This is a genomic window from Streptosporangium sp. NPDC048886 (assembly GCF_055586905.1).
Map to the genome: position 1 here is coordinate 1 of NZ_JBVJHH010000054.1, position 17,592 is coordinate 17,592.

Below are 17,592 nucleotides of genomic sequence, written 5' to 3' on the forward strand. Positions count from 1 at the left end.
GAGTCCTGGCCATACACGCGAGTCTGCCGACACAACGATCTTCAACCCGGCCGGACACCCGCGTTTTCCGATGTCCTTGCCGACCCTTCAGACAGATCATGGCAGGGCCGCGCCCGGTCGTGCGGGAGCTCCGGCACCGGGACGCCGGCCGGGCCGGCGGGCCCCGCCGCGCGCAGCCGCGCGTGGCAGAGCGCGGCCGCGATCACCAGTCCGAGGATGCCCCAGCCGGGCCCGGGGAAGGCGCCGGTGGTGTTGAACCACACCGCGACGCTGGCGAGGACGGCGCGGGTGAGCGGATCGGCCGCGCGCATGGCGAGCCAGAGCAGCAGGACCAGCAGCGCGATCCCCACGAGACCCAGGTAGGCCGTGACGTCCAGATAGACGTCATGGAGGCCCTCATAGGGTGTGAAGGCGAAGGCGCCCCGGTCGACGACGGCCCACCCCGAGCCCACCAGCGGGTCGGACTTGGCGAACAGCTGCCCGAAGACCCCCGCCTGGGCCGCGTGGATGTCCACGGTGGTCGCCAGGTCCGGACGGATGATCGGGACGAACGTGACGGCGAGGATGCCGACCAGGACGATCACCAGCGGGTGCACCCGCCTCATGCGCATTCTCGCGAGCCAGCCGGAGCGCGACACCCGGGTGAGCATGACGAGTCCGGCGATCAGGGCGACCGTCGCGGCGATTCCCTTGCTGCCGACGAGCCCTGTCAGCCCGGCCCCGATCAGGAGCAGCTTGACGGCTCGGTTCCGCTCCGCGGCGCCGAGCACCGTCACGACGGCGGAGACGAGCCCGATCTCGTTGGGGCCGCCGGGGAACCCCGCCCACCGGCCGTCGAAGTCGCTGACCAGGGGGACCGTCGCGATCATCAGTACGCAGATCCAGCGCGCGTCGCGCCAGAGGTCCGCGCCGGGCCGCAGGTACAGGCCCACCGCGACCCCCGCGATCAGCGGCTCGACCACGCGGAGGAAGGCCACCGCCCCGGAGAACTCGCTCCGCGCCACTCCGAAGGCGACGAAGAGGGCGATGGCGATGATGAGCACGTGGCGCGTGCCGACCTTCGCCCGGACGAGGGCCGCCACGGCGGTGAGGAGCAGAAGGGCGTCCCCGGCGTTGACGTCCACGCCTCCCACCGAGGTCAGCGTGGGCCACACCGCGGTCACGGTCAGGACGCAGAAGGCCATGACGCACACGATGAGCCGGGCCGGCGCGGCGAAGACGAACAGCGGGACGCCGACGAGCAGCGCGGCCCAGCCGAGGACCTCGGTCTGGTCCCGCGCGACCATGGCGCTGAGCAGGGCGGCCGACCCGGATATCGCCACGGCCAAGCAGAGGTTGCGCAATCTCCCCGGGACCGTCCAGCGGTGCGCGGTCACCGCCGCACCACCGGCCCGCGGACCACCGCGACCGCCTCGGCGGCCGTCGGCCGCGCCGGGATCACCTGGACCGGCCGTGAACGGCTCCCATCGGGCGCTATCACGAGCCCCCCTCTCGGCACCTGCTGTTCGATCAGCACCTCAGCGACTGTACAGAGAGCAATGGCCATGTACTCTCTGTTTCCTTCGCGTGTCGCCACGGAAGAGACACTCGGGGCACACCCAACGGGGGAATCGCATATATGAATCCGGAACAATCGCATTGGGCCGGACCGGATATATGCCTACGCGCCGCTTGTCACCCGGCGCCTGACCAGGCCATCGGACCAGGTCGGCACTGGCCGGATCAATGACAGCGTAATGATCGCGCAATATCCCTGACAGACGGAGTGCCGTGCCGCTACGAGCATTCCTGATTGCGATGATGACGTCCGTGATCACGACAGATGCCGTGCACTCCCGCGCCCGGCCGAAAATCGTCTACGCCATTCCCCATCTCTCGGTCGACGCGACGGAACACTTCGCGCACCTTCCCGCCTTTCTCGAGGCGCTCGGGGAACGGGCCGACCTGGTCGCGCTGGTCGAGCGGGGCACGCCTCCCGGGAAACTGCCGGGCGTGCGCATGGTCGTCCCCGTGCTGGGCCGCACCCGGCCCGCCCGGCTGCTCAACTGCGTCCGCGCGATACGCACCTGCCACCGGGCCGGCTACCGGACCTACTTCCTGCGCTACTCGCGCCTGCTGCTCATCGTGCTCGTGCTGACCTACCCGATCTTCCGGCCCCGCATATTCCTGTGGCGGAGCGGCACGGCCGACCTGATCGAGCCGGGGCGCAGGAAGACCGTCCGGCGGCGGCTGGACGACGGGCTCAACTATGTCCTCGCGCGGTGCGTCCACGCCTTCGTCACGGGCCCGGAGACGATGGTCCCGGTCATGCGCAGGCGGTGGCGGGTGCCCGCCGGCAGGATGCGCCTGCTGTACAACGACATCGACAGTGATCGCTTCACTCCCCTGGCCCCCGCGCGGCGCTCCGAGGTCCGCCGCCGGCACGGGTGGGACGACGGCGACTTCGTCATCCTCTTCGTCCACCGGCTCTCCTTCCGGCGCGGGACGCGGCTGCTGGCCCGGCTCCTCGACGCCGTCGACGCCGCGCTGCCGTACCGGGTGCGGCTGGTCGTGGTGGGGGACGGCCCCGACCGCCGTCACCTCGACCGGCTGGCCGCCGGACGTCCGAACATGCACGTCCTCGGCGCCGTCCCCAACCTCGACCTGCCCGACCTGTACGGCGCCGCGGACTGCTTCCTCATGCCGAGCTACGAGGAGGGCTTCCCCCGCGTGCTGCTGGAGGCGATGAGCTCGGCGCTGCCCGTCGTGACGACCGGCGCGGGCGGCTCGGTGGACGTGGTGGGCCGGGACTACCCCTTCGTCTGCGCCGTCGGAGACCTCGCCGCCCTGGTCGCGGGCGTGGTCGAGCTCGCCGGCCTGCCCCGGGCCGAGCGCGACGCCCTCGGCGGCCGGCTCCGGGACAGAGCCCGGGACAAGTTCTCCCCCCAGCGAGTCGCTCGGATGCTGGAGGACCTCCTGTGAAACCCGTCTCCGTCACCCTGGTCGGTTCCAGCCCCTGGGCCCACGACCTGCACGCCGACGACGTCAACCTCCGCCCGGCGCTGGCGCTGGCCGAACGTCTCGGCGCCCCGTACAACGTGATCGTCCCCGCCGGAGGGGCCGCCGCGGGCTTCGTCGACCTCGACCCCGTGCGCCTGTACCGCGTCCCGGACGGCTCCCGGCCGGTCCTCCTCCGCGAGGCGCGCCACGTGATCGACCACGGCCTGCGCGCCCGCGGTGACGTGCTGATGTCGAGTGACCCGCTGGCCGCCGTCGCGGCGGAGCTGTCGCGCACCCGGCGGACCACCCCGCACATCGTGCAGATCCAGGGGGACGTGCTGGATCCGGGACCCGAGTACGGCGGGCCGCTCAAACGCGCGGCGCTCGCCGTGGTCTCGCGGGCGGCCGTGCACCGCGCCTCCGCCGTACGCGTGGTGCGCCGGGGCCTGCGGGAGCGGGCTCAGCGGCTGACGCGGCGCCCGGTCATCCACGTGGCCAGCCGCGTGGACACCCGGATGTTCGCCCCCGCCCCGGCCCCCTGCCTGAAACCGATCCACACCGTCATGGTCGGCAGCCTGCTCCACCTCAAGAACCACGCGACCGTGCTGCGGGCCTGGCCGCGCGTCCTGGAGAACGTCCCCGACGCGCGGCTGGTCGTCCTCGGCGAGGGACCGGCCCGCTCCCAGCTGCTCGGACAGGCACGCGCCCTCGGCATCGAGGACCACGTCGAGCTCCGCGGCGCCGTACCGCAGGCGGAGGTCGTCTCGGTGCTCCAGCACGCGCGCGTCCTCGCCCACCCTTCCTGGTCGGAGGGCCAGCCCCGGGCGGTGCTGGAGGCGATGGCCTGCGGCCTGCCGGTGCTCTGCTCCGACATACCGGCGCACCGGGAGATCGTCGGCCCCGAGGCCGGCCGGCTGCTGGCTCCGGCGCAGGCCCGCGACTGGGCGGAGGCGATCACCACGCTGCTGACGGACACCGAGCGCGCCCGGCAGATGGGGAACGGCGCGCGCCGCTACGTCAGCGAGCACCACGACTTCGAGCTCATGATCGACCGCTTCGCCGATTTCATCCAGGGCGTCGTCGCCGAAGACTCCCTCAGGAGGAGATGACATGAGGATCCTCCGTGTCGGATACCGGCTGCCGCCCGAGCCCGGCGGCAAGGAACGCCACATCGAACGCCTGACGCGGGAGCAGATCCTCAACGGGCACCAGGTGGTCGTGGCCCACCGCCGGGGCGAGGCGCCGCCGGGGGCCGAGCGGCTGCCGCTGACCCCCTGCCTCCTCGGCCGGCTGGCCTCCAGGAGGTCCGACGTGGTGGCCTTCGCCGCCGAGTGCGCGCGTGCGCTCCGGCGCACGCGACCGGTCGACCTCGTCCACCTGCACGGCGACCACTGCGAGGCGCTCGCCCTCGGGCCCGCCGTACGGCGGCTCGGGGTCCCCTTCGTGGTCACCGTCCACGGCGCCCTCACCGTGCGCCACCGGCGCGTCATGCCCTGGGCCTTCCGCCACGTCGACGGGTTCATCGCCCTGGGCGCCCGCCCGCGGGACGACCTGCTCGCCGCCGGGATACCGGCCCGGCGGATCCGCACGATGTCCAGCGGCCTGGACATCCCCCACCTGGAGGGGTTCCGGGGACGGCACCCCGTCGAGCCGGGGCTGGTCGTGAGCGTCGGCTCCCTGGCAAAGGTGAAGAACCACGCGCTGCTGATCGAGGCGTTCCACGCGCTGCGCGCGGGCCTGCCCGGCGCCCGCCTGGTCATCGCGGGAGACGGGGCCGAACGCGCCCGGCTCCGGCGGCTCGCGGGGACCGGTTCCGGCATCGAGTTCGCCGGGCCCCTCTCCGCCGACCAGACCTACGCGCTGGTGAGCCGCGCCCAGGCTTTCGTGCTGGCCTCCCGCCGGCTGCCCGCCGTCGGGGAGGGGATACCCACCGCGGCCCTGGAGGCGCTGGCGCTGGGCACCCCCGTCATCGTGTCGTCGGACGCCTCGCTGGGACCGGTCGTCGCCGACGACGGCGCCTATCTCAGCTTCCCCAGCGGATCCACGCCGGAGCTGGTGGCGCTCTTACGCTCGGTCCTCCAGGACGAGGGGCTCCGGCTCCGGATGGTCGAACGCGGCAGGCGGGCGGTGGCGGCACTGGACTGGCCGCTGGTGACGGCGCGGGTCGAGGAATGGTACGGGGAGCTCATGAACGCTCGGAGACCACGGCGTGCCGGGGCGGCGTCGTGAAAGGCCCGCACATCTGCGAAGTGATCAAGACACTGGACGTGGGCGGCGCCGAGGTCCTGCTCGTCGAGCGGCTGCTCGCCGCGCCGTCCACCGGCAAGCGCTACACCGTCGTGTGCCGGCGGGCCGCCACGCCGAACCTCACCGACCTGCTGCGGTCAGCCGGTGTGGACGTGGTCGACCTCAGCTCGTCCGCGCGCCCGGCCGGCCTCGTCCGGACGGTCCGGCGGCTGGCGCCCGACGTGCTCAACTTCCACTCCCCGCTCCCCGCGGCGCTGCTGCGTCCGGCCTCCCGCCTGTGGCGACCCCGCCCTGCGCTGGTCACGACCGTGCACAACGTGCGCTACCGCACCATGACCCTGCTGCTCGACCGGGCGACGGGATGGCTGGACACCCGGACCGTCGCCGTCTCCCCCCAGGTCGCCCACGCCTCCACGAGCTGGGGCGCCCGCGCGCTGTGCACCCGGGTGCACGGGGTCAGCGTGGACAGGCAGCGCCGCTGGGCCCTGGAGTCGGAGCGGGTCAGACGGGAATGGGACGTCCCCGAGAGCGCCTTCCTCATCGCGCACGTGGCCAACTTCCGGCCGGCCAAGAACCACGGGCTGCTCATCGAGGCCGCCGGCAAGGTTCTCGCCGAGGACCCGCGCGCGCTGTTCCTGCTGTCCGGGTCCGGTCCCCTGGGCGGTCAGGTGGCCGGACGCGTCGCCGCCCTGGGGCTGGACGGCCTGCGCCTGATCGGGCACGTGCCGGACGCCGGGCGCCTGATCGCCTGCTCCGACCTCCTCGTGCTCAGCTCCTCCCACGAAGGGCTGCCCGTGGTCGTCATGGAGGCGCTCGCCGCCGGTGTGCCGGTGGTCTCCACGGACGTCGGGGGGGTGTCCGACCTGGTGGTCTCCGGCCGGAACGGGTTTCTCACCCCACCCGGGGACTCCGGCGAACTCGCCGCGGCCATCCTGCGGGCGATGCGTCCCGAGACCCACGCCTCCCTCCGGCGAGCGGCGGCCGACAGCGCCGACCTCGTCGACGTCAGGCGGACCGCGGAGTGGTTCGACAGGCTGTACGACGAGGTCTGTCCCCGGTCATGACGGCTCTGCTCGAACGCGTGATCCACCACATACGCTCGCCCGGCCGGCGGCACCTGCGGACCTTCACCTCGCTCACCGCCACCGGCCAGGGCGAGGCGGTGCTGTCCATGGTCAGCCTGGCCGTCCTGATCCGGCTGGGGGGGACCGAGCAGTCCGGTCAGGTCATCTTCGCCCAGGCGCTGTCGGGCGTCTGGTTCCTGCTGCTGGATCCTCGCCTGGAGGACGCCGCGCAGCGGTTCGTCCCCATCGAGCAGCAGCGGAGCGGGCAGGGCTCGGCGCTGTTCACCCGGCTGCTGCGCTGGGATGTGGCGATCGGCGCGGCGGCGGGCTGCCTCGGCCTGCTGGTGGTGCTGGCGGCATGGCTGCTGGGCCTGGCCGGCGGCGGCCTCGCGCTCATGCTCGCCCTCGCGGCCGTCTCCGGCGGGGCCGCGGCGTCGACCGGCGCGGCGGGGGCGGCCTTCGCCCTGGCCGACCGCCTGCGCGACCTCGGGGTCGTGCGCCTGCGGTGCGCGGTCCTGTCGTCGGCGCTGTCGCTGGGCGGCCTGCTCACCGGCGGCCCGGCGGCCTACCTGGCCGGTCAGGCCGTGGGCGCCGTCGTGACGGCCGTGGTGCTCGGCAGGCTGTCCCTGCGGGCGGTCCTCACCCATGTGGGGCCGGCCGTGACCCGGGTCCCGCTGCCGGCCGGCCTCGTCGCCTTCACCGCGAAGGCGTCGGCGGGGACGTCGGTGGCGGCGGCCTCCGAGTCGGGCGTCCTCGCGCTGGCGGGCCTGCTCGGAGACCCCGCCCTCGTGACCGTTCTCAAGCTCGCCTCGGCGCCCAGCCGCCTCTACACGACCCTGATCAGCCCGGTCGCCTCGATGCTCCACCCCCGGCTGGCCCAGGCCGCCGCGGTGGGAGACAGGGGGCTCATAAGGCGGGACGTGGTGCGCGCGACGCTGCTGCTCGCCGCGGTGGGCGTGGTCGCGCTCACCGTCGCGGCCCCGATCACCGGAGACGTGCTCGGCCTGGTCTACGGCGCCCAGTACGCCGGAGCCGGCGGTACGGCGGTGCTGCTGCTGGGCGTGGCGTGCGTGAAGGGCAGCATGTCGTGGTCGAAGGTGCTGCCCCTGGCACTGGGCCGGCCGGGCTGGCGGCTGACCTACCTCGCCGCCGAGGGCGTCCTCCTGCTCGCCCTGCTGTCGGCCGCCTGCTGGACGGCCACGGGCGCCGTCCAGATCTCGCTCGCCTTCGGGTGGGGGTCGCTGGCCCTCGCCGTCGCCGGCTCGGGCTGCTGGCTCGTCCTGCTGCGGAAGCTGGTGACCGCCGACGGGTGAGCCCGCCGGCGCGGATCGGGGGGTCCACGCCGGCGAGCGGGGACGACGGGGACGCCGCGCCCCGGGAGGGTCCCCGGGGCGCGGTCGCGCCCGTGTCCCGCTGCCCGCGAGATCTCCGGACCCTGTCCCTCAGCGTTCCCTCAGGCCGGGAGCGCCTCGTCCAGGAGCCGCGCGTATGTGTCGCCCAGGACGTCCCAGTCGACCTGGGCCGCCGCCGCCCGGGCTCTGGCCGACAGCCTCGCCCGCAGCGGCCCGTCGTCGAGCAGGCGCACCAGTGCCGCCGTGAAGTCGCCGGCCGAGTCCACCGTCAGGCCGCACTCCAGCCGGCTGATCAGCTCTGTCGGGACCCCGCGGTATCCGACGACGGGCACGCCGCAGCCGACGGACTGGGCCACCTTGATCGACGAGCGCTCGTGCGCGATCCGGCGGGGGTATATCCCGACGTCGAAGGCGGCCATGCAGGCGGGCACCTGCTCGGCCGGCACGTGCCCGACGAGCTCGATGTCCTGCCTGTGCTCAAGCTTGCGCCCGAGGGCCCTGCCGACGCCGCCGACGAGCCAGAGCCGTGCCCGCGGGCAGGCGGCCACCACCGGGGGCCACAGCTCGTCGATGAGGTGGTCCACGTTGTAGAGGTCGTCGGAGCCCCGGTCCGTCCCGGTCAGATGCCAGGCGGCGACGTAGCCCACGGTCAGCTCGCCCGGCCGCTTCCGCTCGCGCATCTTCCGGGCGGCGGCGGGGTCGGGCCCGGACGGGCGCAGCCCGTGGCCTATGACATGGATAGGGCAGGTCAGTCCGAGCTCCCGGTAGCGGTCAGCCGCCGCCTCGTTGGTCACCACCAGGGCGGCGACCCGCCTGGCTGAGCGGAGCGCCGAGACCTCCCGCTCGGTGAAGAACGGATCGTCCATGTCGACCACGACCGGGAAGTCGACATAGGGGAGGTGCCTGGTGTTGGTGACGAACCCATACCGGTAGGCCCGGGCGGCCATGCCGAACAGGGCACGGCCGTGGACGCCGATCGTGGAGTTCAGCGCACGGAACTGGAGGCCGCGCATGACGCGCCGGTCGGAACAGACCAGCAGCAGGTTGTCCACGCGGCCGAGATAGGGCAGCAAGCTCTCATAGCGGGCATTATTCACGCTCTTGAACCAGATATTCGTATGGAATATCCGCCCCTGCCCGACATTACCGTTTATCAGGTCGGTCACACTGACCTGGTTGAAATTCACAGGCGCCACGGTCCACCAACCGGGATGTCCTATCAAGGACGACACGCTGAATCACCGAGACGACCCACGGCTTACCAAGTGCCCCAAATAAGCTGACTCGATCATGAGCGGGTACGGAATATGGAAACATTTCGCCGCCACCGTGACGGCAGCGATGAAGCGGGGCGAATCCCGGGCTAGCTTCTCCGACGTACCTGGCCCAGTGTCGAGGAGCCCTCATGAAGCCAGACGGCCGGATTCGCGTCATGGAGATAATCGCCCGGATGAACGTGGGCGGCCCCGCCACCCAGGTGATGGGACTGTCCGAGCGGTTGAATCCCGAAGAGTTCGATCACCGCCTCTACACGGGCCACGTCGGCGCCGCCGAAGGCGACCACCTCGACCTGAAGGGATCGGCGGTGCGCGTTCACCTGATCCCGGGCCTCGGCCGGTCGATCCGGCCCTCCAGCGACTACCTCGCCCTCATCCGGCTGATGCGGGCGATGCGCGAGTTCCGGCCGCACATCGTCCACACCCGGACGGCGAAGGCCGGCGCGCTCGGGCGCGTGGCCGCCTGCCTGTCCGGCGTCGGCTCGGCCCGCGTCCACGTCTTCCACGGGCATCTCCTCAACGGATACTTCTCGCGCCCCAAGCGCGCGCTCTACGTCCAGTCGGAGCGGGTCCTGGCCTCCATGGCCGACCGGCTGGTGACGGTCGGCTCCCGGGTCCGCGACGAGCTTCTCGGAGCCGGCATCGGCCGGCCGGAGCAGTACGTCGTGATCGCCCCCGGTGTGCGGCTCGGCCCGGTCCCCGACCGCGGGGCCGCCCGGGCCGCGCTGGGCATCCCCCCGGACGCGCCCGTCGTGGCGTACGTGGGCCGGCTGACCCAGGTGAAGCGGCCCGACCGGTTCGTCGACACGGCCCACGCCGTGCTGAGGCGGGTGCCCGGCTGCCACTTCGTCGTCTGCGGCGGGGGCGAGCTGCGCGAGCAGGTCGAGCGGGACATCGGGCCGCTCCGGCACGCCTTCCACCTGCTCGGCTGGAGGAAGGACGTGGAGACGGTGTACTCCGCCGCCGACGTGGTCCTGCTGACCTCCGACAACGAGGGCACGCCTCTCACGCTCATCGAGGCGGGGATGGCCGGCACCCCGGCCGTCTCCACCCGGGTCGGGAGCATCGCCGAGATCGTCCGGGACGGACAGACCGGCCTGCTGGCCGGCACCACCGCCGGCGAGCTGGCCGAGCACGTCGTGAGGTTGCTGTCCGACCCCGCGCTCGCCCGCCGGATGGGCGAGGCGGCCCGCCAGTGGACCAGGGCCTCCTTCACCGTGGAACGCCTCGTCGCGGACACCGAAGCCCTTTACCGATCGCTGAGCACGGGGCACCGCGATCGTCTCGGCACGACAGGGATAATGGGAGGGATGAACAGGTGAGAGTCCTGGTGACCGGTGGAGCGGGATTCATCGGCGCGAATCTGTGCCGGGCGCTCGCGGCCCGGCCCGAGGTCGAGAGCATCACGGTGCTGGACGACCTGAGCAGCGGAGACCTCGCCAACCTCGACGAGGTCAGGGTGGACTTCGTGCTGGGCAGCATCCTGGACCGGGAGCTGCTGGCGGAGGTCGTGGCCGGCGCCACCCACGTCGTCCATCTCGCCGCCCGGCCCTCCGTGCCCCGGTCCCTGCACGACCCGCTGGCCTCGCACTCCGTCAACGCCACGGGCACCCTCCACCTCCTGGAGGCCTGCCGCGCGAGCCGGCCGCACGTGATCCTCGCCTCGTCGTCCTCGGTGTACGGCGACTGCCGGGAGCAGCACAAGCACGAGGATCTCGCCACCCGGCCGCTCAGCCCGTACGGCGCCAGCAAGCTCGCGACCGAGGCGTACGGCCTGGCCTACGCGGAGAGCTTCGGCCTGCCGGTGCTGCCCTTCCGCTTCTTCAACGTCTACGGGCCGATGCAGGCCGCCGACCACGCCTACGCGGCCGTCATCCCGGCCTTCGTCTCCGCGGCCCTGCAGGGCCGGCCGGTGCCGATCTACGGTGACGGGAGCCAGGCGCGTGATTTCACCTACGTGGGATCGGTGGTCGACGTCCTGACCGACGCGGCCGTCCGCCGGGTGACGAGCGGGAGCCCGGTGAACCTCGCGTTCGGGACCTGCGTCTCCCTGCTGACCTTGAAAGACGCCCTCGCCTCGGTCCTCGGCCGCCCCGTCGAGGCGACCTTCCTGCCGCCCCGGACGGGCGACATCCGCCAGTCGCAGGCCGCTGCCCGCCTGCTGGCCGGCCTGTTCCCCGGCGTGCGCCCGGTGTCGCTGGACGACGGGCTCAGCATGACGGTCACCTGGTTCGAGAAGGCCATGAGTCAGGGCCCCGGCCGCCGCGAGGGCTCAGCACGGGTGTCCGACGCCGTGCCCTCGTCATCCACAAGCACGTGTCACACATGAGATCGGAAGAGCCGATGAGCAACTCAGCAGGGAGCACCTACCTGATAACCGGGGGGAGCGGTTTCGTCGGGTCCCATCTGACCGACGCGTTGCTCGCCCGCGGTGACTCCGTCGTGATCCTGGACAACCTGTCGACCGGCCGGCCCGCCAACCTCGCCCACCTGGCCGGGCACCCCCGGCTGCGCGTCGTCCACGGCTCGGTCCTCGACGAGCTCATGGTCGACGAACTGGTCCACCGATGTGACGTGGTCGTTCACCTCGCCGCCGCCGTCGGGGTCAAGCTGATCGTCGAGCAGCCGCTGCGCTCCCTGACGACCAACATCCGCGGCTCGGAGATCGTCATCGAGGCCGCGCACCGCTACCGGCGCAAGATCCTCCTCACCAGCACGAGCGAGATCTACGGCAAGAACTCCGGCGGGCCGCTCACCGAGACCTCCGACCGCATCCTGGGCAGCCCGGCGGTGGTGCGGTGGGCCTACAGCACCGCCAAGGCCGTCGACGAGATCCTGGCCAACGCCTACCACAAGGAACGCGACCTGCCGACGATCGTCGTCAGGCTGTTCAACACGGTGGGACCGCGCCAGAGCCCGGCCTACGGCATGGTCATCCCGCGTCTGGTCCGGCAGGCGGTCAGCGGTCTCCCGCTCACCGTCTTCGGCGACGGCACGCAGACCCGGTGCTTCGCCCACGTCGGGGACGTGGTCGAGGCGCTGGTGCGGCTGCTCGACCACGACGGCGCGGTCGGCCAGACCTTCAACGTCGGCTCGAGCGAGGAGGTGAGCATCCTGGAGCTCGCCAAACTGATCACCGAGCTCACCGGGAGCACGTCCGGGGTCGATCTGATCCCCTACGCCGAGGCCTACGAGGAGGGGTTCGAGGACATGGCCCGCCGGGTCCCCGACACCAGGAAGCTCCGCGAGCTCACCGGGTGGGTGCCCAGGCGGTCGCTCGACGACGTCCTCGCCGAGACCATCGCGGAGGCCCGCGCCGATCTGGCGGCGTCCCAGCGGTGAACGGCGCCACTATCGCCATCGTGAGCGCGACCGGCGGCCTGCTGGCCGCCGGAGCCACCCCGCTGCTGGGGCGTCTCGCGCTGCGCTGGGACTTCACCGACCGGCCGGGCGGCTACAAGGCGCACGAGCGGCCCATCCCCTACCTCGGCGGCGTCGCGGTCATGCTGGGAACGGTCATCCCGACGGCCGTCGCGCTGGGCCTGGCCGATCTCCGGACCACCGCGATCATGATCGCCGCCGTGGCGGTGGCCCTGCTCGGGCTGATCGACGATCTCTCGTCCCTGTCCCCGTTCACCCGGCTGGCGGTCGAGACGGTGGCGGCCGGCGGGGTCGTGCTGGGCGGGGTCCAGGCGCCGCTGACCGGGAGCTGGCTGGACACTCCGTTCACCGTCCTGTGGATCGTCGTGATCACCAACTCCTTCAACCTGCTCGACAACATGGACGGCGCGCTGGGCGCCATCACGACGGTCAGCGCCGCCTTCCTCGCGGGGACGGCCTTCGTGTACGCCCATCCGGCGATCGGACTGGTCCTGCTGACCCTGTCCCTGGCCAGCCTGGGCTTCCTGCTGCACAACTGGGCGCCCGCGAAGGTGTTCATGGGTGACACCGGGTCGCTGTTCATCGGATTCGTCCTCGCCTGCTCGGCGGCGCTCCTGATGACCGGGCAGGGTGCGGGCACGGTGGTCGCGGGACTGCTCCTGCCGACCTTCATCGCGACCGTCGACACCGGGGTCGTGTTCCTGTCGCGCAAGCGGGCCGGCCGCCCGCTGCTGCAGGGCGGCACCGACCACGTCTCCCACCGCATCCGCCGGCTCGGCCTCAGCACGCGGCTCACGGTCCTCACGCTCGCCGCCGTCGCGGCCGTCACCGGCGCTCTCGGCCTGATGACGGCCCTGGGCTGGGTCTCCCCGATCATCGCGACGGTCGCCGCGATCGGAACGGCCCTCATGCTGATCGGTCTGCCGCAGAAAGTGCACGTCTATCCGTCAGGCCGTTCCAAGGCCCATGCGACAAACATCCACGAAGGGCGGCGATGATCCAGTGGATCTGCTCTACTACATAAGGCTCGCGCGCAGGAACTGGCTGCTCATCGTCTTCTCCCTGCTCCTGGCGGTGGCCACGGCGTCCGTCGTGACCGCCGGCACGCCTCCCAAATACGTCGCGACGATCACCATGCTGGTCTCCGGCCACGACAGGGAGGGCAGCCTCTCCACCGCCTACCAGGCGGGGATGCTCTCCCAGCAGCGGGTGCAGTCCTACGCCGAGCTGCTGACCAGCCGCCGCATGATCAGCCAGATCGCGGCGGGCGAGGACGTCCAGCGCCTCCAGGAGAACGTCACCGCGGAGTCCATCCCCGACACCGTGCTCATCCGGGCCACGGTCGCCGACACCGACCCCGCGCGGGCGGCGCGGCTGGCCAATGCCCTGGGCGTCGAGTTCCCCAAGCTGATCGACCAGATCGAGCGGCCCACTCCCGCCGGCCGCGCCACCGTCAGGGTCACCATGGTGGACGAGGCGGACGTCCCCGTGGCGCCGGTCAGCCCCAGGCCGCTGGTCAATCTCGGGCTCGCCATGGTGATCGCGCTGTCGATCGCCGTCGGCTCGCTGATCCTCCGCGACCGCCTGGACACGACCATCAAGTCGGACGAGGCGCTGCAGCAGGCGTCGAAGGCCTCGATCCTCGGGACCATCGGCTACGAGCGGGACGCGCGGCGCCTGCCGCTGATCGTCCGCAGCCGGGGCCGCTCCTCCAGGGCCGAGGCGTTCCGCTCGCTCCGCACCAACCTGCAGTTCATCGGCGTCGACCGGCACCCGAAATCGCTGGTGATCACCAGCTGCCTGCCGGGTGAGGGGAAGTCCTCGACCGCGGCCAACCTCGCGATCACGCTCGCGCAGGCCGGGTGGCGGGTGATCCTGGTGGACGGCGACCTCCGCCGCCCGCGCATCCCGCGCTACCTCGGGATCGAGGGCACCACGGGCCTGACGGACGTGCTGATCGAGAGGGCGCGGCTGCAGGACGTCATCCAGACCTGGGGGGATGCGGAGCTGGCGGTCCTGCCGAGCGGCCAGATCCCGCCGAACCCGAGCGAGCTGCTCGGCTCACGCGGGATGCGCAACGTGCTCGCCCAGCTCACCGAGAGCTACGACATGGTGATCGTCGACGCGCCGCCGCTGCTGCCCATCACCGACGCCGCGACGCTGGCGGCGGTCTGCGACGGCACCCTGCTCATCGCGCGCTATGGCAAGACCCGGCGGGAGCACGTGGCCCGCGCCGCGGAGATGCTGTCGTCGATCAACGCCCGCGTGGTGGGGACCGTCCTGAACTTCGCTCCGGCCAGGAACAGCCAGTACTACGGCTACGGCTACGGTTACGGCTACGAGTCCGACGCCGAGGTGAAGGCCAAGGCCAAGGCCAAGGCCAAGGACTCCGACGCCGAAGTCAAGGCGCCGGCTAACGCGTGAGCAGCCGGAGCGGGACGGCGAGCGACGTGGCGATCCTCCGTCCCGCGGCCCGGTAAGCCAGCCGGGAGCCGCCGTAGGGGTCGGGGATGTCGGGCTGGTCCACGTGGACCAGCCCGCGCAGTGCCCGCACCTCGGTGAGCAGCGCGCGGGCCCGCCGTACGGGATCCTCGTGGCAGGTGACCGCGGCGGCCGGCACGGCCCGGGCCAGCGCGCCGAACTCGGCGATGGTGAAGGCCCGGGCGGCCGCCGGCAGATGCTTGGCCACCGATCCGGCGCGATGCTCGGCGGTGGCGGTCAGCACGAGATCGGCGGCGGCCACCAGTTCGGAGGTCAGCGGCTGGGCGGCGAACCCGCTGGGGTCGCCGCCCAGCCGGACCAGCACGCGCTGCGCGCGCTCGGCCATCTGCCTGCCCGGCTCGGCGTGGGTGCCCGCGCTGGCCACCTGGAACGCCGGGCACGGGCCGAGGGCCGCCCGGGTCAGCCGTTCGGCCAGCGGAGAGCGGCAGATGTTGCCCGTGCAGACGTACAGGATGCGGAACCCGGCGTCCTCGGCCGGCACGGGGAGGGCCTCCGGATCCCGGCGGCCGGAGCCGTCGGGTCCGGCCGGCGCGGGATCGACGGTCTCGGCGCTGTCCGGTGAACCCTGCATGAGGGTGACGGTAGGTCGCGCCCGCCGGGCACCCGCTCACGGCACGCCGCTGTTTACCCTTTGCTGCCTCCTGGCGGGGCGGCCCCGTGGTGGGGGTCCTTCGCGGCGGGGCCGCACCGCCGTCAGGGGGTGCAGCCCCGGGTGTCCGCGACGACCCTGGTGTGCTGGGGACGGACCAGCGGCTGCACCGGGACCAGCGGCGGCGCGCCGGAGGAGGACTCCATCAGGTCGAACTCCAGCGTCCGCGACTGCCGGGGGGCGAACTCCAGCAGGGTGGAGTAGACGGGGTGGGACCGTTCGTCCTCCTCGATGACCGAGATCCGGTCGCCGTCGAGCCGGACCGCCCGCAGCTCCGCTCCGACCCCGGCGTACAGCGACACCCACAGCAGGTTGGAGCCGGGCGCGTGGGGACGCTCAGGGGAGTCGAGCCGGCTGGTGACGTAGCCGGGCAGGCTCCCCCGCGGCACGTCGTTGGTGAGCCGGACCCGCACCGTCGCCGAGCGCAGACCACCCCAGCACTGGTCCAGCTCGTAGTCGAGGGAGCGTTCCAGGTAGTAGTCGAGTTTGCCGCCGGCCGAGTTGTTGACCACCAGCCCCGCGAACGGCCCCGGCCGCCGTGGCAGTACGCCGCCGACGGCGGTCGCCGCCAGGCGCGACTGCTCGGCCGGCCGCCGGCTCCAGACCTGGATCCTGCGCTCGTCGACCATGCGGAGCAGGACGGGCAGCAGTTTCGAGGGCTCCGCGAAGGACTCCGGCAGCGCCTCGCTGACCGCGCCGGCGACCCTGATGAGGAAGCGCTTGCGCGCCACGGGGTCGGTGTAGCGGGCGTAGGCGGTGCGTTCGGTGAGGTCGACGACGTTCTCGGCGGTCACCGTCTCCCCACCGGGAAGGGTGATCGGGCCGATCACCTGCAGCAGGTAGGACAGGCCGACGGGGTCGGTGGCCAGAGCGCCGTCCAGCCGCCGGCCGGTGTTGTGCTCCCACAGCCCGGTCCAGGTGGCCGCGGCGTACGGGAAGTGCGGGGAGAGGTTGGAGTTGGCCAGCAGCGTGACCGCGCTCGGCCCGTAGCGGGCCAGGAAGTCCGGGCCGTGGTCGGCGACGGGGGCGAGGCTCGGCGCGAGGCCGCTGTTGGCCGACAGCCGCTTGATGCCGATCTTCCCGTGGTCGGCCCGCAGGATGCCGAACGCGCCGACCAGCCCCCCGGTCCCCCGCGATTCGGCGTTGGTCTGGAAGGCCAGGAAGTAGTGGCGCGGGCCGTCGCGGCCCAGCATCGGGGGGAGCAGGGCGCCGGCGGTCGCGGCGCCGGCGAGCCAGCCCCGCAGCCGGTCGACCTCGTGCAGCGCGGTGTCGCGCGCCTGGTCCAGCAGGTCGACGCCGGTCTCGGCCGGGGTGGCCGCCAGGCGGGAGCCCGCCCGGGCGAGCCGGGTGGCCGCCTCGTCCAGCACCGGCGCGGCCGCGCCGAGCTCGGTCAGCAGCTCCGGCGTGCTGTCCGGGGAGTGGGCCTTGACCGTGACGAACGCCGCGGCGGCCCGCTGGACGGCGGTCAGCACATCGGTCAGCTCCGCGGCGGTCTCGGCCAGCCCGCGCACGGTCGTCGCGCCGTCCCCCACCAGCGGGGCATGGGTCATCATCGTCCAGTAGGCGCCGGCGGTGAGCCGCCGCGCCTCGGCCGCGTGCCGCTGGGCGTCGGCGAGCGCCCGGCCCATCAGGGCGGGGTCGCGGGTGCTCGTCACCGCGCGCAGCTGGAGCAGCGCGCTCCTGGCGGCCTCCAGGTGGTCTCGCACGCTCAGGCCGAGATGGGCCGACCAGCCCCCCGCCAGTGCTACCACGGCGACGGGGGCCAGCAGGCCGGTTATGACGACTCGGCGCCGTCCTCTAGAGGGCACTGGTGGATCGGCGGCGCCGTGCGGCGATCGCGGTGGTGGCGGTCCCCGCGGCCACCAGGCCACCGCCCAGCGTGGCGACGGCCGCCACTGGGGCTCCCGTGAACGGCAGCTCCGGGCCGGTCTTCTCCACGATCCCCCGGCAGCCGCCACCACCACAGCAGCTGCTGCTGTCGTCGCAGCAACTGTCGTCGTCGCAGTCGAAGTTCGGATCCGTCGGGTCGGCGCCGTTGTTGTTGTTATTGTTGTTGACGGGTCCCGGCGGATAGGGCGCCGAGACAACGGCGAGCGTCGTCGGCGTCCCGGTTTCGGCGGTTGCCATCGTGGCGGTTGCGA

16 protein-coding genes are annotated in these 17,592 nt (G+C 72.6%); 10 read left to right on the plus strand and 6 right to left on the minus strand.

What is annotated here, in order from left to right; all coding sequences use genetic code 11:
* Nucleotides 1-41 precede the first annotated feature (41 nt).
* Together ACZ6R6_RS42805 and ACZ6R6_RS42810 are read right to left on the minus strand one after the other, a co-directional pair.
* Complete coding sequence (locus tag ACZ6R6_RS42805; RefSeq protein ID WP_470102673.1) at nt 42-1,376, minus strand: hypothetical protein; 1,335 nt, start codon at nt 1,374-1,376, stop codon at nt 42-44.
* Nucleotides 1,373-1,516 (minus strand): hypothetical protein, encoded by a 144-nt coding sequence (locus ACZ6R6_RS42810; protein WP_470102674.1) that lies wholly within the window; start codon nt 1,514-1,516, stop codon nt 1,373-1,375. The genes ACZ6R6_RS42805 and ACZ6R6_RS42810 overlap by 4 nt, the downstream gene beginning before the upstream one ends.
* A 293-nt stretch (nt 1,517-1,809) precedes the next feature.
* Here ACZ6R6_RS42810 and ACZ6R6_RS42815 point away from each other — a divergent pair, with 293 nt between their 5' ends.
* The 5 genes from ACZ6R6_RS42815 to ACZ6R6_RS42835 are packed head-to-tail and all read left to right on the plus strand — an operon-like array spanning nt 1,810 to nt 7,603.
* Nucleotides 1,810-2,961 (plus strand): glycosyltransferase family 4 protein, encoded by a 1,152-nt coding sequence (locus ACZ6R6_RS42815; RefSeq protein ID WP_470102675.1) that lies wholly within the window; start codon nt 1,810-1,812, stop codon nt 2,959-2,961.
* Nucleotides 2,958-4,088, plus strand: a complete 1,131-nt coding sequence (locus ACZ6R6_RS42820; RefSeq protein ID WP_470102676.1) for a glycosyltransferase family 4 protein — start codon at nt 2,958-2,960, stop codon at nt 4,086-4,088. The genes ACZ6R6_RS42815 and ACZ6R6_RS42820 overlap by 4 nt, the downstream gene beginning before the upstream one ends.
* A gap of 1 nt (nt 4,089) precedes the next feature.
* Entirely contained in the window at nt 4,090-5,208 is a 1,119-nt protein-coding gene (locus tag ACZ6R6_RS42825) for a glycosyltransferase family 4 protein (protein WP_470102677.1), read from the plus strand.
* Nucleotides 5,209-5,228: 20 nt separating this feature from the next.
* On the plus strand, nt 5,229-6,290 hold the full coding sequence (locus tag ACZ6R6_RS42830) for a glycosyltransferase (protein WP_470102678.1): 1,062 nt from the start codon (nt 5,229-5,231) through the stop codon (nt 6,288-6,290).
* On the plus strand, nt 6,287-7,603 hold the full coding sequence (locus tag ACZ6R6_RS42835) for a lipopolysaccharide biosynthesis protein (RefSeq protein ID WP_470102679.1): 1,317 nt from the start codon (nt 6,287-6,289) through the stop codon (nt 7,601-7,603). Before ACZ6R6_RS42830 ends, ACZ6R6_RS42835 begins: the two co-directional genes overlap by 4 nt.
* Before the next feature lie 140 nt (nt 7,604-7,743).
* Here the strand turns inward: ACZ6R6_RS42835 and ACZ6R6_RS42840 are convergent, their stop codons facing one another.
* Nucleotides 7,744-8,739, minus strand: a complete 996-nt coding sequence (locus tag ACZ6R6_RS42840; protein WP_470102680.1) for a glycosyltransferase — start codon at nt 8,737-8,739, stop codon at nt 7,744-7,746.
* 308 nt (nt 8,740-9,047) lie between these two features.
* Between ACZ6R6_RS42840 and ACZ6R6_RS42845 the strand changes: the two genes are divergently transcribed.
* From ACZ6R6_RS42845 to ACZ6R6_RS42865, 5 genes are read left to right on the plus strand one after another with little or no spacing between them, the layout of a single operon-like run.
* Nucleotides 9,048-10,241 carry a glycosyltransferase gene (locus ACZ6R6_RS42845; RefSeq protein WP_470102681.1) on the plus strand — a complete coding sequence of 398 codons (1,194 nt, stop codon included), beginning with the start codon at nt 9,048-9,050 and terminating at the stop codon, nt 10,239-10,241.
* Nucleotides 10,238-11,248 (plus strand): NAD-dependent epimerase/dehydratase family protein, encoded by a 1,011-nt coding sequence (locus ACZ6R6_RS42850; RefSeq protein ID WP_470102682.1) that lies wholly within the window; start codon nt 10,238-10,240, stop codon nt 11,246-11,248. Before ACZ6R6_RS42845 ends, ACZ6R6_RS42850 begins: the two co-directional genes overlap by 4 nt.
* 14 nt (nt 11,249-11,262) lie before the next feature.
* On the plus strand, nt 11,263-12,261 hold the full coding sequence (locus tag ACZ6R6_RS42855) for an NAD-dependent epimerase/dehydratase family protein (protein ID WP_470102683.1): 999 nt from the start codon (nt 11,263-11,265) through the stop codon (nt 12,259-12,261).
* Between the two features lie 20 nt (nt 12,262-12,281).
* Nucleotides 12,282-13,298, plus strand: coding sequence for a glycosyltransferase family 4 protein (locus ACZ6R6_RS42860; RefSeq protein ID WP_470102684.1), 1,017 nt, complete (start codon nt 12,282-12,284; stop codon nt 13,296-13,298).
* Between the two features lie 4 nt (nt 13,299-13,302).
* Complete coding sequence (locus tag ACZ6R6_RS42865) at nt 13,303-14,724, plus strand: tyrosine-protein kinase domain-containing protein (RefSeq protein ID WP_470102685.1); 1,422 nt, start codon at nt 13,303-13,305, stop codon at nt 14,722-14,724.
* Here ACZ6R6_RS42865 and ACZ6R6_RS42870 read toward each other — a convergent pair.
* The 3 genes from ACZ6R6_RS42870 to ACZ6R6_RS42880 form a co-directional block, all read right to left on the minus strand.
* A complete protein-coding gene (locus ACZ6R6_RS42870) occupies nt 14,714-15,373 on the minus strand; it encodes an arsenate reductase/protein-tyrosine-phosphatase family protein (protein WP_470102686.1) in 660 nt (219 codons plus the stop codon). The genes ACZ6R6_RS42865 and ACZ6R6_RS42870 overlap by 11 nt on opposite strands.
* 122 nt (nt 15,374-15,495) lie before the next feature.
* Nucleotides 15,496-17,259, minus strand: coding sequence for a DUF4012 domain-containing protein (locus ACZ6R6_RS42875; protein ID WP_470102687.1), 1,764 nt, complete (start codon nt 17,257-17,259; stop codon nt 15,496-15,498).
* Nucleotides 17,249-17,578: a hypothetical protein gene (locus ACZ6R6_RS42880; protein WP_470102688.1), complete on the minus strand. Its 330-nt coding sequence runs from the start codon at nt 17,576-17,578 to the stop codon at nt 17,249-17,251. Before ACZ6R6_RS42880 ends, ACZ6R6_RS42875 begins: the two co-directional genes overlap by 11 nt.
* Nucleotides 17,579-17,592: the final 14 nt, after the last annotated feature.